The sequence below is a fragment of the uncultured Porphyromonas sp. genome, from assembly GCF_915070105.1.
Classification (GTDB): Bacteria; Bacteroidota; Bacteroidia; order Bacteroidales; family Porphyromonadaceae; genus Porphyromonas.
Map to the genome: position 1 here is coordinate 1 of NZ_CAJZFJ010000049.1, position 16,447 is coordinate 16,447.

6 protein-coding genes are annotated in these 16,447 nt (G+C 51.8%); 2 read left to right on the forward strand and 4 right to left on the reverse strand.

Annotation, left to right across the window (positions count from 1 at the left end; all coding sequences use genetic code 11):
- The 4 genes from QZ554_RS05995 to QZ554_RS06010 all read right to left on the reverse strand — a co-directional run.
- A partial coding sequence (locus QZ554_RS05995; protein ID WP_297195002.1) for a hypothetical protein occupies positions 1-4,572 on the reverse strand: 4,572 nt, incomplete at its 3' end.
- A 76-nt stretch (positions 4,573-4,648) separates the two neighbouring features.
- Positions 4,649-7,192, reverse strand: a complete 2,544-nt coding sequence (locus tag QZ554_RS06000; RefSeq protein WP_297195004.1) for a pectate lyase — start codon at positions 7,190-7,192, stop codon at positions 4,649-4,651.
- Positions 7,193-7,869: 677 nt separating this feature from the next.
- Positions 7,870-9,918 (reverse strand): hypothetical protein, encoded by a 2,049-nt coding sequence (locus tag QZ554_RS06005; protein WP_297195006.1) that lies wholly within the window; start codon positions 9,916-9,918, stop codon positions 7,870-7,872.
- Positions 9,919-9,925: 7 nt separating this feature from the next.
- The gene (locus QZ554_RS06010) at positions 9,926-13,915 is read right to left on the reverse strand and encodes a hypothetical protein (RefSeq protein WP_297195007.1); all 3,990 of its coding nucleotides are present in this window, start codon (positions 13,913-13,915) and stop codon (positions 9,926-9,928) included.
- A 1,306-nt stretch (positions 13,916-15,221) separates the two neighbouring features.
- On the opposite strand from QZ554_RS06010, the gene QZ554_RS06015 reads away from it, so the two are divergent.
- Both QZ554_RS06015 and QZ554_RS06020 read left to right on the forward strand, forming a co-directional pair.
- The gene (locus QZ554_RS06015) at positions 15,222-16,106 is read left to right on the forward strand and encodes a glycosyltransferase (RefSeq protein ID WP_297195009.1); all 885 of its coding nucleotides are present in this window, start codon (positions 15,222-15,224) and stop codon (positions 16,104-16,106) included.
- Between the two features lie 117 nt (positions 16,107-16,223).
- A partial coding sequence (locus QZ554_RS06020; RefSeq protein ID WP_297195011.1) for a hypothetical protein occupies positions 16,224-16,447 on the forward strand: 224 nt, incomplete at its 3' end.

Genomic DNA, 16,447 nt, shown 5'->3' on the forward strand with positions numbered 1-16,447 from the left:
CTCCTTGAGTGCCTTAAACCGAGGATGGCTGGATACACTTCTGTATACCTCATGTGAGCGACGCTGGAGTTGCTTCAGCCTTTTCTCGGAGACGGCTTCGATGTGGGGGATGGAAGCATTTCCTCTCGCCAGCTTGAACAGCTTAGCATCTTCCCCGAGCGGTAGCTTAAGGGTTTTGATGCTGGTAGGCCCGACGAGTAGGAGTGACGCTGCGTTCAGCGAGGCATTAGTGTGATCTCCTCGTAGGGAACTGTAGAATACATTGAGGATGTCAGGTGCTGTATCTAGCCCCATAAAGCCAAGGACAACCGAGGCCAGATCAAGTGTATTATAGACTGGCTGATCTATATATCGGGCAAGGAACCAATCCGTCTTGTCCGTGAAACTATGTTCCGCCCGGAAGGTGAAACCTGATCGAACACTGGCATTCAGTCTCTCCAGCACATTCTCATAGGCGTACTGTAGTAGGTAAGCCTGGTAGTTCTTGATCCCCTTGCCATTATCCGCCTCCAGATACTGCTCTCGGTAGTGGATGGGCATACGCACTTCATGGAGCTCGTACTGCGTCAGGTCGTCAGCTTTCTTGGAGTAGGTAAGCAGTGCTGAAGCATAGTATTCCTCGAGCCATCGCTCATTCTCTGAGGAGCTAAATCCCTCAGGGATAATCCCCTCTCGCTGCCCTGTCGTACGGATCCCCTCTCGCTCATTGTATTGTTGGATGATGGTTGCCAGCGTGTCTACGCCTTTCTGGAGATAGGGGATGACCGACACATTGTAGGGATAGCCACTGACAGCTTCACCCTTGTGGTTATCGGCAACGATCGATATAGCACGTGAGGCATTGAAGTAGCCACGATAGGTCGTCGTCTTCTTGGCCGTGTGCGTGAATAGGTCTAGGACAAAGTCCCGAACACTACGTCCCAAGGCCTCCTGCTGAGCAGGATTATGATCTGTCCGTAGCCCATGGACATTGACCGAGACGTTCGCTCCAGTGGCTACACCGATCATGTGCAGCACGCGACCGCTCCGACCTAGGGATTGTAGTCCAATATAGGGTACTGTGATGAGGATATCCCTATCCCCTAAGCCCGCTCGCTCAAAGACCTTGAGGGCAAGCTTGTTCCACTCCTTCTGATCTAGGGATACCGTCCCGACCTCTGTCTGTACGACGACGAAGTGAGAGGCGTTACGCTGAGCATAAGTCACTAACTTGTCCTCTAGTACTTCGCCTAAGAAATTCTTCTCCCTCCCGAATCGAGAGACTTCATCGGTGAGTGCTCGGACGACTGGCTCCTGCTCGGATAGAGGAGTAGTATTCTGGGCAAGCGATTTCCTGGCAAAGTCTATATGCCTGAGACTCGCCTGGTCTATAGAGAAGAGCCTTCGATCAAGCACCCTCGGGGGGAGCTCCGATCCACACCCAAAGTCGGCCTCGCTGAGCTTATAGATATCTCCCCCGAGCGTGATGGTACGGACCGAAGCATCTACTTTGATGGAGAGTCGATCTCCACTAGCAGTCTGTATCGGATAGAGGATTGTATCCTGCCTAGAGAGGAATCTGTAGCCTGCAAACTTGCCTCCCCGCTCTGTAGTCTGATAGTGTCGTCCCCCGATAGAGAAGGAGGCAATACTACCATGTACGGCAGGATGTATGGAGCTATCATCATAGAATATTCCTCGGATGACGGCACCCGCAGGTAAGCGAAAAGCACTACCATCTGGCGCTGTAAGGGTCTTGCCACTCTCTATAATCAGCGTGGATAGCTCGGGGGGGATACAAGCGATTAGGCTCTTTTTATGCTTTAGCTTCTCCTCCTCGGCTTTATCTGCTGCGGTGAAGACGGCAGGATTAGCTAGGACATTCCACTGGAAGGCAGCAAGCTCTTTGCCCGTGGCGTAGTCCATGAGGTTATCTGTCTGCCCTTGGCTCTTTCGCCCGCCGTACTCATCATCGAAGGTGTGCTGTAGCGTGAAGAGCCCGTGCCCGAGCTCGTGGGCGATGGTATAGCCTAGGTCGGACGTACCCCCATTGGGGCTATTCCCCGAGAAGATGTACCCGAAGCGACTCCGACGGGGCATCTCACCGAGCAGACTCTGAGGCTTATCCTCCAGCCCCTGCGCAGCATCGATGACGAAGAGGTAGAGACCATCTAGCGTGCCGGAGAGCTGACTGTAGGCCTTCTTCAGGTAGTCCATCTCGGCACTCTCCTTTACCTCACGCACCCGACCGAAGAAGCTCCTACCTACGATGCTGAGCTTGCGGTCTCCATCCCGATCCCAGCTATAGTCTCCACGCATGCGCTCATCCACTTCGACATCGAAGTGAATACCCACCGAGCCGTAGATACCATTGAGTTCCCGCTCTATCTGTGCCTTGTCAAGCTTGGTATCGTTGATAGGCACTAGCGTCAGCTTATGACGTTGCTGAGCATAGCTCGCGACACGGAGCTTGCCCAAGACCTCACCCTCATAGACGGCAAAGACCTCATAGCTCTCACCCGACGACACGGATGGAAGACTGACGCTCCAGCGCTTGCTCGACGTATCGTAGCTGGCAGGCAGAGCCGTACTCTTCGGCTCAGAGGCAAAGCGAACCCCTTGTGGGTCGATAGCCTTATTCCCCGTATACTCTGCCGTGACGACGTCCTGCGCTCCCTCGGGGATTAGTTTCCATGGGGCAATGTAGTCCTTGGCAAAAGGCTTATAGAAGCGATCAAGCTTGACGGACTTTTGATACCAAGACTCACTCCCAGAGTCAAAGGCGTACTTACCCCCTTGCCCACTGAAGCGTATCTGTCCATACCTCTTCGATAGGGCTTCGCTATTGAAGTCACCCATCCGCTCCACACGCTCTGACTGGAGTGCAACCTTCCCGTGGGTGGAGGACGTATTGTGGTCGTCTTCGGCAGATGCTACTGCAGGTTGGATCCGATAGCTATTCCCCTCCTTGTCCGTGACCAGTAGTGGGAAGACGCTCTTGTACTCCTCGCCCTCAGGGAGCTGGAGGTCTATGCGCTGAGCATTGCCTGCGGCATCCTGGACCGTCAGCGTCCCCGTCTTAGAGTCCAAGTGGAACTGTGGACGCTCGGGCAGGGTGAAGCTAAGCTGCTTCTCGCGAAGGCGTAGGGTCGCAGGGCGCAAGTCTCTTCCCCCATCGTCCATATAATCGATGTTGGCTATCGCCCCTCGCTTCTCATCATAGGAGGCTTCGACCGAGCCATCAATCTGGTACTTGTCCAGATTGATGCGTAGGCGGTCAAAGCGGAGGGCTATGGGGGCATCAATGATGGTTTTGAGGCGGGTCTTCCCCTTCCCCGAATACCAACCATCACCCAGAGCGGTGACTTCGGTAATGGTCATGGGATAGTCGCCCCCGATCGTCACGACGTCACCAGCTCGGATACCTAGGTGGAGATCTCCTCGGAGATCCGTACGCACGGGCTCCTTACCACAGTCTGCTAGGAGGGCTTCGTTCTGCTTACTCAGCGTAAACTCTCGCACGTTGGAGAAGACGGGGCGGTCGCTCGTGCAGCGAGTCCCCACACGCCACTCATACGTCCATCCGGGCTTGAGCTGAGCCAGCGTTAGACGCTCATCTACGCTCTCGGTGCGTGCCCATTCGTAGACGTTCAGCTTGGTCTTGGGGCGACACTCCACCACGTAGCCCGTTGTCCCCACGACCTTGCCCCAGGATAAATCGACCTTAGCATAGCGCGTCTGTGCCCTGAGTCCCCGAGGGGCATCACACTGATCATTGAGGCAGAACCAACTGACCTCACTCAGGCCTCCGTGCTCAAACATCCCAACTTCCTCTACTCCAGAGCGCACCAAGGCACGCACCTGCCAAGCATAGCGACGATTGGGGAGGAGGGGAGGGTCAAGGTGCGTATAGCTGAGGCTCGTGCTCCGTGTATGAGTGCGGAAGATCTCTTGTCCGTAGGCGAAGGCCGACTGAGGAGCCGCGCCGTTGTCGGGGAGCTCCTTGAGGACAAACTCGTACTCTGTGCCACTGAGGCCTTGATGACGGGGAGTCCACTGGAAGCGCAGGAAGAAGGGATCACGAAGGGCCACCTCGGCATCTCGCTCGGGGAGGTTCAGGAAGGGGGGCTTCTTGACATCAAGATAGGCACGTGCTGTATGCCAGTCGGAGAGTGGACGCCCCGTATAGTAGTCGATGACCTGGAGCTGGAGCTCAGCATAGCCACTAGGTAGTCGTCCCTGCTCTAGCCGTCCCGTCATCTGTAGGTGCTGAGGCTGGAGATAGGGGGAGAGATCGATGCCCGTTAGGCGAAGGGGGACGCTGGTCTGTAGCTCGAGCTGAGGATAGCTGACCTCCTCTCGGCTCCTTGCCGTGAAGCTACCGGACTTGATCTGTAGGCGGAGCTTGGCATAGAGCAAGGGCTGCTGCAGGTCACGATTTAGGAGCGTGATGATCAAGCGGTCACGACTTCCCGTGCTGTAGTCCACTAGGTAGGGACTCTGAGGCGCTGGCCACTGAACTGTCGCATGAATAGGATAGTACTGCCCAAAGAGCCGACCACTGACACCTAAACAGACTGTCAGTAGGAGCACAAAAAGACGAAAACTATGCCTGAGATGATACATGCGATAAGTACCCATAGTAGCTATTAATTTTTAATCTTGATCCTTAGTTCTTCTTCTTTGTCACCTTCAACAGGGACTTAACCCTACCTACAGTAAGTTCCACGCCGAAGACCCCTTCGGCCTCTCCACGTAGCTCATAGTGGAAGCTTTGACGCAGCACAACCTTCAGCTCCTTTCTGTCCATCTCGACTGCAGTCGGGGATAGCAAGCGGAGGGTAAAGTCACTCGCTTCCTTCAGTTCGACGAGTATCTGGAAAGCACCCGTCGTGGGATTAGGCGTAACGAGGAATTGGCTAATTGGGCTGTCCTCCTTGGGCAAAAGATTTCCCCCGGCGACCACTTCGATACGCTGAGAAATGAGGGTAGTACAGTCCCCGAGGTAACCTAAAAGTCGGACTTCATACGTCCCAGCGCGACCGAGCTTAATAATGACGCCCTCATCGGAGCGCTGCAGGATCTGGGCTTCCTCTGGGAGTTGCCACTCTAGACGGTCTGCCTTCACGCGGCTGATATTAACCACATGGATAGGCTCATTCACAGAGACCGACGAAGGAGCGGTGATATCAATGGGAAGCTCAGCATTGCTTGCCTTAATCTCTACAGAAGCTACAGCTCTACAGCCCTCTTCCGTCGTAGCCACGACCTCATACTTCCCTGGTCTATCGATTAGGAGACTTGCTCCCTCTTCATTTAGGGTCTGCCCATTTCTCCTCCACTGGTAGCGAAGATTAGGAACATTGGCCCGTACACGTAGCAGACGTGACTGATCCTTGCAGAGTGTAAAGCCCTCATCTAGGGTAAGGACAATGGGATCTGGTTCATTCAAGACCATACGATAGTGCTGCGTACAACTCGATCGATCCTTGATATGAGCAACGTAAACACCCGCCTTTAAGCCCTCCCGTCGCAGGGAAGAAGTCGCACGATCATCCTCCCAACTCACGGTATAAGGGGCTGTCCCGCCCGATAAGCTCAGGCTAATGGATCCATTACTCGCACCGTGGCATGAGGGATGGGTGATCGTAGGCTTCACCGATATAGCATCCGGAGCTGTCACCTCGGTACTTCCTGTGATACTACAGCCTCTGCTGTCTTTCACTCGGACAACGTAACTCCCAGATTCCTGTATCTTGAGTGTGGCATCACTGGCACCCTCCTTGTTCCATTCGTAGCTATATGGTGGAGTACCTCCATGCACGTCAGCTACAATCACCCCTTCGGCATCACTGCACGAAGGAGGCGTTGTTCGGAATGATAAGCTTAGAGCTTCTGGCTGGCGGAGCTCAAACGTAGCAGACTCTACAGAGATCCCGTTAGCATCTGTGACCTTGACGAGGTATTGTCCAGCTTCTAGCCCCCGGGCGATACTATCACTCTGTAGGGTGAGGGATGTCCTTACTCCTCCCTGCAGACGATACCAATCATAGGTATAGGGTAGACGAGCGGAGGCAATAGGCTTTCCCCCTCGGGCATGAGCCACGATCACACCATCACTATCTCCATGACAGGATACATAGTGTGACCCTTCGAGAGCTACACTCAAGGGTGGGGGAGCTGTCAGACTGAGCTCTAACTTTGCACTACAGCCACAAGGCTCTTTCTTATCCTCATCTGTCAGCAGACTGTAGCGCTGGTCTTCTGCTACGGCGGTGTATTCACCCTGACCGATATTAGCCAGTGTATAAATGATCCTCCCTCCATCATGATGCGAGGATGTAGGTGTAAAGATCTGGCCATCACTCTTGCGCACAAAGCGTACATCATACCCTGACGACGAAGGCGTCCCACCTGTAACAGCTATTTCCAGTAAGCCATCAGATGAGTTATAGGCAAGTGGGCTTATCTTCTTGACAAGTTCTATTGCAACGGCTTCACTGGGCTCGGAGAGCTGTACTCGCTGAATGAGCTCGTCACCAGACGCAGTATGAGCCACACAGCCATTGCTATCCTTAACACGGACAGTATATGCCCCCGCAATGAGGCGATCGAAGGTAATACTCCCCGCAGTGAAGGCCTTAGTCGCAAGCAGACTTCCATCGGCTGCATATAGATCAGCAGTAAAGCTCCCCGTCCCACCCGAGGCCGTCAATGTAATCGTACCATCACGACCACTAAAGCAACTCACATCACGATGCGACAGACTATGCGTGATGGCAGGGCGCTCGACCACCTGTGCAGTAAACTGATGAGTCGTATGCTCCCCATAGCTCGCTAGGCCGTGGTGGTGAGTCCCCTTGAGTGTGAAGTGGTATGAGCCTGCCGTGAGGTTGGAAATAACAAAGCTGTTAGATGCATCTAATGCTTCGATATTACGAACGATCCCTCCGGGGGTAGAGAGGGCCAAAGCCTCCCCTGGGAGAAGGCCTCTATCCAGAGTGACTCGGATGGATGCATCATCCGATTTATGGCACCGCTCCTGCTCGACACTATAGGAGGAGATATGAGGTAGAGAGTACGTCGGAGTGAGAACGATCTTCTCATAGTTTGCTTCATCCCGGTGATCCTCTGTGATTGCATTGATACGAAAGAGAACGTTCTTTCTCGTCGCTATCAGACTATTGAATTCGTCTTGACTAAATAGATCCATACCCTTAAACGTGATGACAGAGTTAGCTTCTGAATACCGTACTCGGCTAGAGACATCACGCCAAGAACTCTCCCCTGCAACCTGATACTGCCATCGATAGGTAGCGGGAACATACCCTTTGGTCGCTTTGAGGGTAATGACATCATTGTCAGGAAGGAGACCTAATGTAGACTCTCTTCCTTGCCCATCTCCGATGTAGTAGTGGATTTTGATAGAAATCGGGATAATCTCTAAGGTCAATGTCGTCTCTAGTAGAACGAAGAAGTCTCCTCCGTCGTCACCCCGAGAAGTCGTAAGGAGAAGGTAGGGTGGAATATTGCCCAAGGATAGCACATTAGTCCCCTCTCTTGAATCGTCACTGAAGATCCTTCCCCAAGTTCTCTTGCTCCAAAATTGCAGCTTCTTGGGGAGCTTATTTTGAGAGGCATTGATATATCGTACAATGGGAGCAGGAGGAGAAACGGAAATATTCTCGCGAATCTTCCCGGTACTCCAGCTATGAAGTAATTCGGTTCCAGCATCAGAGATGCTTGAGACACGATACTCCGTAGACTTCATATCATTCCCCTTATTCTTGATGGAACTAAAGGTTAGGGTCATCTTATAGTGCCCTTCTGTCTGCGCTTGTCCCCCACATATTCCCCACAATACTAGTAGTAGTCCTAGGACATACCTTCTCATAGCTGCACCTCCTTTCGTACGCTTATTGGTTTGTTCCCTCTCATCTTTACTACGAGCATATACTCATTCTTCTTGCCTTGGGAGACCTCTGTGTCAATGAGCTCTCCCTCCTGAGGTAGATTTTCTCGACACACTCCCATCTTACCCGAGGCATCCACCTTATATAGAGTCACAGAGATCACCACCTGCTTGGGTGCTCGCCACTTCAGAGCAATGCCGTCAGGGACTAGCTCTGTCGTGAAGGATATGTCCCTAGGTTTGGCTCGCCTTGAGAGGAGCTTTACAGCTGGCGATGGGGGTGAATAAACCTTATGCGTAGTATAAGCTGCTATCTGATAGATATAAGTCTTACCCGCTTCTACCTCTTTATCCACATAGCTCACCGCCGTACCATCCTCGAGTAGCCAGGACTTCCTATTCAAAGAGTCGTTCTGCTCAGTACGAGTCAGTAGAAAGCCTTCAAGGAACTTATCCCGCCCAGGTTCCCAGCGAATGGAATTGCCTTCTTCTGTAGCTTTTGCCTCCACAATCAGGGGAGCTGCAGGAGGAATGCAAGCGGGCTTGCGCACAGCAACTGATGTACTCATCTCCGACTGGTTGTAGCGTTCATCCAAAGCCGTAAGAGCATAGTAGACCTCCGCATTCAGGTTATCTAAGCGTACACTATCGATGTAGCTTGTCCCGATAATAGCTTCGCTTGTGATCGGGATTAGCTCCTCCCCTTTAGTCTCCGCCCGATAAAGGCGGTAGCCATATAGATCTTCTTCTCCTCCTGCTTGCCAGGAAAGATATACAGCTCCAAGGCTATCCACTTCAGCTTTGAGTCCCTTAGGACTAGCTGGAGGAATGCTATCTATAGCCTGTATCAGTATGGGGAAAGAGCTCATAGAAGCACCCTGTTTGGCCTTTGCTTCAACTTTATAGTACGGATAGCGCCCGAGGTTCTCGATAACGTATACACGCTGCTTAGCTGAGACGCTATCATAGGGATGATAACGCATGTCATCTTGAGAGCGTAGAATATGGAATCCCTCAATCAGTTCTTCATCCACAGTATTAAAGTTCCAAGACAAACGTGCACCTCCGTGCTTTGCCATGCCGTAGTTCTGTATTTGGGGAGCAGCCATCAACGGTGGATATGACATCCCTGAAATAGGCACACTATAAGCCCCCTGACTACCAAATGGTGTTACACCAGCAACACGATAATAATAAGTCTTGCGATAGGGGATACTATCTAAATAAGTGATCGGAGCGTACGGATTCTTCTCTGAGTCACTCATTCGAGTGATGGGGAGCTCAGAGATACGGCTAAAGGATACTCCATCCTCGCTACGCTCCAGCCAGTAAGCGGGATACAAACTCGATAACCGGTTATAATCCCAGCTGAGATAAGCACCCGCAGGGCCAAACTGAGCGGATAGCTCCATGGGCTGTGGTAGTCTCACTGTATCTCCAACGACAACAAAGGCTGCCCCACCTTCGATAGCTAGCTCTTTCTTGGGGACAAGTGAACTTACACGATAGAGATACCTTTCTCCACTCTGTAGCTTTACGTCCTCAAAGCCCCAGCCTACTTCCTTCGCTACGGGGAAACATAGGTCAGCAGCATACAAGGCAAAGAGATAGCGCTGCTGGCGCTCCTCATCCAGTGCTATAGCCTTCGAAATCGGGCTATCCCCTAGGCTGACTTCGAAGCTATCGCCAAAGACTGCTTGAGCAACCACTGCACCCATAGGATACTTATCGACGAGAACCTTGAGGCGATCAGACTCCATGGGTCTCAGTTGCTCGGCTAGGAGCACCACCTCGGGCTTGTCAAGCAACACCCCATCACGGGCTACTGTCAGACGCTCCAGTTTGACTCCATATTTATTGAGCAGTTGCCAGCTCTTGGCATCACTGGCTACCCAGCGTAAGAGGACTCGGTCTTGATGCACTTCTGTCCGCACATGGATACGAGACTGCACAAGCTTCTGTCCCGACCCGTATAGATAGGAGAAGCAGCAGATCAGTGCAAATAAGAGGTGCCTAGAGTATAACATAAGGAGACTATCTATTTAATTTCAGTGGATTATGGAAGAAGTACTCTACACGACTACTTACACTCCCATCGGGTAGGACATAGCTGATCCAAACCTTATATTTCCCATACTTCAGGACAGGAAGCGTCCCAAAGGTAAAACGACGATATACCTCGGGGCTTACTTGCCCCAGGCTGTTCACAATACTCCCCTGCAGATCTCGATAGTCTCGATAAGCCACCAGCCCTGCATCGTACGTGTAGGGGAAGCGGAAGGAAGCTACCCGAAGGCTCCCGTCACCGAGCTTCGACAGATAAGTCTGACTGGGACTAAATGCCCTATAGGGTGGGATGCCGATAGCGTCTTCGTCTCGGTTCGTCAAGCGAATAGCTCCATAGGGATAACCAGAATAAACAAGCGGAAGGACAGTCCCCGTGAAGTAGTCCTCCTGAAGCTCAGACTGCAGGCTCAGGAGTGGACGCTGCTGTGTACTAGCGACACCTATAACCTCAGCCTCATCAAAGGCTTCCTTCCCCTGAACATCTACTCCAAGCGTAATCGCTTCTCCAGTATCCAGTGCCAGCTCTTCTCTTTGCTTAAGGCTCTTGATTTTCTCCGTGAAAGTGGCAAAGCGACTTGTGCTAAAGTTATAGCTTAGGATCGACTGCTCTAGCTCCGTGTTCAGCTGAGCCCTAGCCTTATCTCCCCCAATGTGTAAGGAGCCATCCCCTCTCTCTGCAGACTGTGAAGCCTCCGTCTTAGTAGTTGATTGCTCTTGTGGTCTATAGGATAGCTCTAAACGATAAGCTGTAGAGGTCTTCAGTTGAGGAAGAGTAAACTCTAATCGTTGCTCTGCTTCTTTGTAGGTGAAATCACTCATTATGGGAGTCTCTCCCTCTGCGAGGAAATTCACTCTATAGGCAAAACCCTGATCGAAAAGATACTTCTGTCCCAGCTGTAGCTGTATATACCCCCGTGATGACTCCCTAGGTAGGAGATAACGCTGATCTAGCACAGGGTAGGCGTAAACGATATTCTGAACAGGAATATTCTGAGGTGCTCCACCTGTGGTAAAGCTAACCTGCTTCTCTTCTACAGCAGGCTTACCCGAACTCTGAACCTGCTTCCAAGAACCTCCTACTAGTTCCTCGAAGGCTACACGAACCGCAGCTGTCAGCCTACTGTTTGGCGGTAACACCTCCTTGGGCTGAAAGTGGACACTCTGCTGATCCTTGCTCCAGATAAGCTTCCCCTGGATAAGAGCTCCCTGCTGATCCTTCACAAGGAAGTCTTGGAGCTGGATACGGTACATCTTTTGCTCACCAGCATCATTGGACGCCTCGAAGCTCTTCCCTAGAGCGACATTAAATGTAGCTTCGGGAGAAGTAAAGACGCTAACCGCCTCCTCACCCGAAGAAGGGGCAAGGTCATTAATCATAGGCTCATCTACGGGGGAGCTACCAGGGAGAGTGAGGTCGCACTCTTCCCCGATGGTTAGCTTAAAGCGAGCCTTACCCTTGATAAGCCCAAGTACATTGAGGTCTACACCAAGGTAGCCCTTGAAGAAGGTTGGGTCTGGCAAGCCTGCCTGCAAAAGGGCTGCAGCACCACCCTTGATCACCGGAATACGTGTACGTAAGAACCAGAGCTTAATCTTCACCCCAAGCTCCCCCTGCAGATAGGCATAGGCCTGACCCTGAGCATACCAACCGTTGAGCCCAACTGAGCCCGAGCGTCCCCGACACTGTGCTGCCCCATAATCCTTGAGCATCACATCAAAGCCCAGACCAGCATTGAAGTTGGCGTACATCATGAGGAACTGCAGATCTCCTGTTCGGACAGCCAGATCCGAACCGAACGCAAGCCCTCGCCCACTACTCAGGGCTTCAAGGTTGCGCCCCAAGCGCAGTCGATCCAGATTCTGCCCGAGAATATCCGCTACTGCCTGAGGCGGGGTAGGCATCTCTGGGATACGAGAGCCCGCCATAAAGTAAGAGCCAGACTTCACAGCGAGGATATTTCCCACAGCGAGCTGTACACCCAAGCGACGACTAGGATCCCCTAAGTGAAGATACCACTCTCGGGGATCAATGTGAAGGATGCCCCGACCTGCTTGTCCCCTATCTCCTATCCCTTGGAGAAGGCCTCCAGGTGTATTGATATAGACGTCAGAGGTCGCATGGAGTACTCTATTCTGCAGGTCCATCTGCATGCAGAGTGTCCCCGAGAGTCCATTATCCTTGAGGACCTCTGGGAGTTGCTTGAGAGACTGTCCTAGGGCCTTCCAGTCATTCTGCTTGAATTGCTCAGAGAGCGACGAGGGGAAGGTTCGTTGTTGTACCTTGAGTCGCTCCTCAATAGCACCCCGGTTCTTTCCCCCTCCGTTAGGAAACTCTCCATAGCCATAGAGACCGACAGAGCCTAGTCCACCAGCTTTGGTAAAGAGCATCTCTAGTGCTGCTTCTCCGTAGCTAGCCTTACCAATTTCGAATATAGTAGAGGCCTTGAAGCCTAAGCCCATGGTGGCATCGGGAATATAATGGGCATTGGAGAACTTTCCCCCTTCTGGATGCGTCCCTTCGGCTCGAACACCAGAGGTCAATGCGCCACCAAGACCATTCAAAGTCATAACCCCTAGCAGAGGTACTCCAGGGCGGAAACCAGCCATCCCATCGACGTACCAGTAGCGGTGACTATCTTTCCGCCCAAAGGCTGCTCTCGCTTTGATCTTTGCCGCTAGTGTGCTCTGGGCTTTAGATGAGTCAAAGGAAATCCCCATCTCTACATCTCCAGCGAAGCCATCACCATATTGGCTATCATCTCGATGCCAATTTAGCTCACCCTTGAGATTAATGACTTTAGCTATACTCGCATCGAGCTTAATAGCCCCAACTTCTAGCTTATCGAAGACCCAAGCCCGCTCCTCATAGCGAGCGAGTAATCCAATCTCAGTCTCCCCGGAGAAAAGCTTCTCACCTAAATTGATGCCAGCACCTATGGTCAAGCGGACTCTATCCCCACCCTTGCTATCAAGGGCTAGCTTATAGATCGACAAGGGGAAGTTTCCGAGCTTAGCCTCCCCCTCATATCCCAAATAGTCAGCTGTGAGATAGGGGGCATTCGTACGTAGTCTTAGGTTGCGGAAGAGTAAGCGATCTAGCTTAGGTGTTGTACTGGATGAGGCCTCATCTCCATTGAGCGCCATATAGCCATGTAGGGTAGCCTCAGGTAGGAACTTCTCCCCTACCAGTCGAAGGCTGACGTAGGAGTTCTTATCTAGGTATGCCTTGGCATTGAAGACCGAGAAGTCAAGAGCCTCCTCGGTCTTGACTCGCATAGCATATTCATTATCCGCCAACAGTTCTCCTTCATACCCCAGCTGAGTGTGCTCACCTCGGAAGGGGAGCTGTAGCCGACCTCGAAAATCAGCGGAGACTAACTCACTAGCGATTAGATTCAGCCCAAAGTGATCCACTGAGAAGCGCCAGCCACTAGCATCACCTCGCTCCAAGGGCAGGATACTATCCGCCGCAAACAGCCCCGTCACTCCGTAGTCATCGATAATCAGTCCACGGGCAGAAAAGCTCGCCCTCGAGAAGGCTTGGGGCAAAGTCACCGATACCTTATTCGCATAGATACCTCGCCACAGGACGGCCTCCTCCGGCAGATATTGGCGCTGGTATTCTTCGGGAAAATGAAGTTTGTCATCATTGCGCTGGCTACTCAAATCAAGGCTCACTCCCTCCAGCGAGAAGATGTAGTCCTTGAGCCCCTTGATCTGGAAGCTCGGCAGGTCTACTAAGACAAGCAGGTCATCCCAACTGGTAATGACCGTGCGAAAATGTCCACGCACTTGTGGCTGGCTTGCATCAGCAGGTACCAAGAGCGACTTGGGGAAAAGCACCTCTGCATCTAACGATAAGCTCCGAAAGCCATCGCAACTGACTGTCATATAGGTGTCACTCTCCGAGGCACCCCGGGTCTTGCTCAGCGAGTTTCCCTTAAGTATAACACTCATATTACCCCCACTGAATGGGATCTCTACATCATGGAGCAGGGAGAGCCTCAGCTCGCCAACCAAGCCTCCGGAGTGTGTTCCCCGGATTCCCTCTGCTCCGAAAAAGAGTACTCGACGCCTGCCTTCCGCCCCTTGGGGGATAACAGCTTTCGCATAGACTCCTAATTCAGTAGACGCTGTATGCAACGCAAAACGATTGACAGCTATGGTGATCTCCATACCGCCAATCGTTCGTTTCATTCCAAGGGGTAAGTGACCAGGTGCCTCCTCATTGAAGCTCAAGTCCTCCACATAGGCATTGCGCTGAGCTAAATCTGCAAAAGTTCGTTCGATTGCCTCAAGTTGCCGTTGTGTGTTTCCGGGGGCTTGTGCATATCCCTCAATGGCAAAGAGGAAGACAAATAGCAGAACAAAGTACCACCCAAGAGATAACCTAAGATCCCCCGCACCTTTATATCTCTCCTCTTTTGAATAAATCTGTAGACTCATTAATACAGACTAAACCAAATAATAATTATTCACTGCTTGCGTTTCCCGACACGAATTTACTTATCATTTACCAATCGGACAAATTCCAATGGAGGAATCTCAATCACAAACTGAGGGTTCCCTTTCCTCCCTCCATATCCTGCCCTCTCCGCAGATGCAATATCCCCCAAGATTACTTTTGTTGTTTTGCTCAAAGAGGGTGGTTACCATTTCAAAGGTCAGGGCTGACGCATGAAATCACCATAGAGCGAGGGCAAGGTCGTCAAGGAGCATACGCCGAAGATAGAAATATCCGCGTCCTAGGTGTAGACATACCCAGCGTATACCTCCTACCTAGGAGGGATGAGTATACACGTGTGTACACAACTGTATACCCACGTGTACACAACAGTATACACGCGTGTACACAAGTGCGCTCTAAGTATCTCCTCTGTAGGGCTTGCTTGTATGTCTGTTTCTTGGGGATAATGCCTAGGTTCTTTGGTGATGGGCTAAGGCTCCCTGGGATATGAAATAATACCCCCGAAGATCCAAAGGTAGGAGTGTGTGAGCAGGATCATGCGTCAGCCCTGCCCTCCAAGAGCGGAAACCTTATTTTCCATCCGAGGGAAAGAATGCTTCAAAAGCTTCAAAATCTGTCTTGCATTTGGAGCGAACAGATACACTTGAGGAGTGAAAATACTCCCGTACTATATCATCGCTAGAAGAGGTAACAATAAATACTCTTCCTCTCCGCACTCCCTGACTTTTTCACTACCTTTGCTGTAGTGCCGAGGAGCTGTGGTTGCGTTGGCGCTGATAAAGTTAAACAGGATCAATGAGCATCAATTATCAGGAATTAGTGCCCGAGAAGGCATTGGGCACGGAGATCAGCCGACATATCTTCCAAACCTATCGGGCGAAGACTGGGCTACCTCACGAGATCGAGCTGAACATCAAGCACCTCAAGCGCTTGAACCCCGAATACCAATATCACCTCTTCGACGACGACGACATTAAGGCCTTCATCCTCGAGCATTACGGCGAAGTCATCTGGGGCTATTATCTGCGCATCGCCCCCATCTATGGTGCCGCCCGAGCGGACTTCTTTCGCTACCTCCTCGTCTACCAAATGGGTGGTGTGTACCTTGACATAAAATCCTCCATGGACAAGCCCCTCAAGGAAGTCCTTTGCAGAGAGGATAAGTTCGTCTTGACACATTGGGACAACCGCCTCGGAGAGCAGTACGAAGGTATCGGTATCTACACCGAGTTGGGCGCCTTGCCTCGTGGTGAATACATCCAGTGGAGCATCGCCTCCGTGGCGGGTCACCCCTTCCTGCGTGCCGTTATCCTGCAGATGCTACGTAACATTGACGAGTACACGCCCTTCTGCCACGGCGCAGGGCTGTGGGGCGTCCTGCGCACGACAGGCCCTATCATGTACACCAAGGTCATCGAAGCCATGCGCCCCACACTGATCGAAGGGCAAGACTACCGCATGCTTGACAGACCCCAAGAGATCGGCCTACGCTACTCGATCTTCGACACAGCAGGAGTCTACGGCCACAAGAAGGTGCTCAAGGCCAACTACAACAAGGAATACACCCCCATCATCGTGACGCCTGACCGCCCCCTCTATGCTAAGTGCGCCAAGTATTATCTCTTCGTCCGCTTAGCCATCCGCGTCCTCGGCGACAAGATTGCCGCCCGCTTTAAGTGACAGCAAACGTTACTATCCACCTACGACAAGTGGTGCAACTCCGAAACCTAGCAATACATTGCAATCTGGGGGAAAAACTTACATTCGCTGTTGTAACTTTTAAAACATATATCAACTATGAGCAACGAAGAATGGATTGCAGGAGTCCAGTATGGAGACTTAACTGGAACAGCTGCAGCAGATGGTCACACAAGTGCCATTGGAGAATTACGCACGTACCTAACAAGTCAGGGTGTCGACATGTCAAATTTTGAGCCTATAGGACTCAAAATTTGGAATGGTGAAGGCTACTTTTCCTTTGGTATCCTCTGCAAGGATCAAACCGGGAAGGTTACATCCTT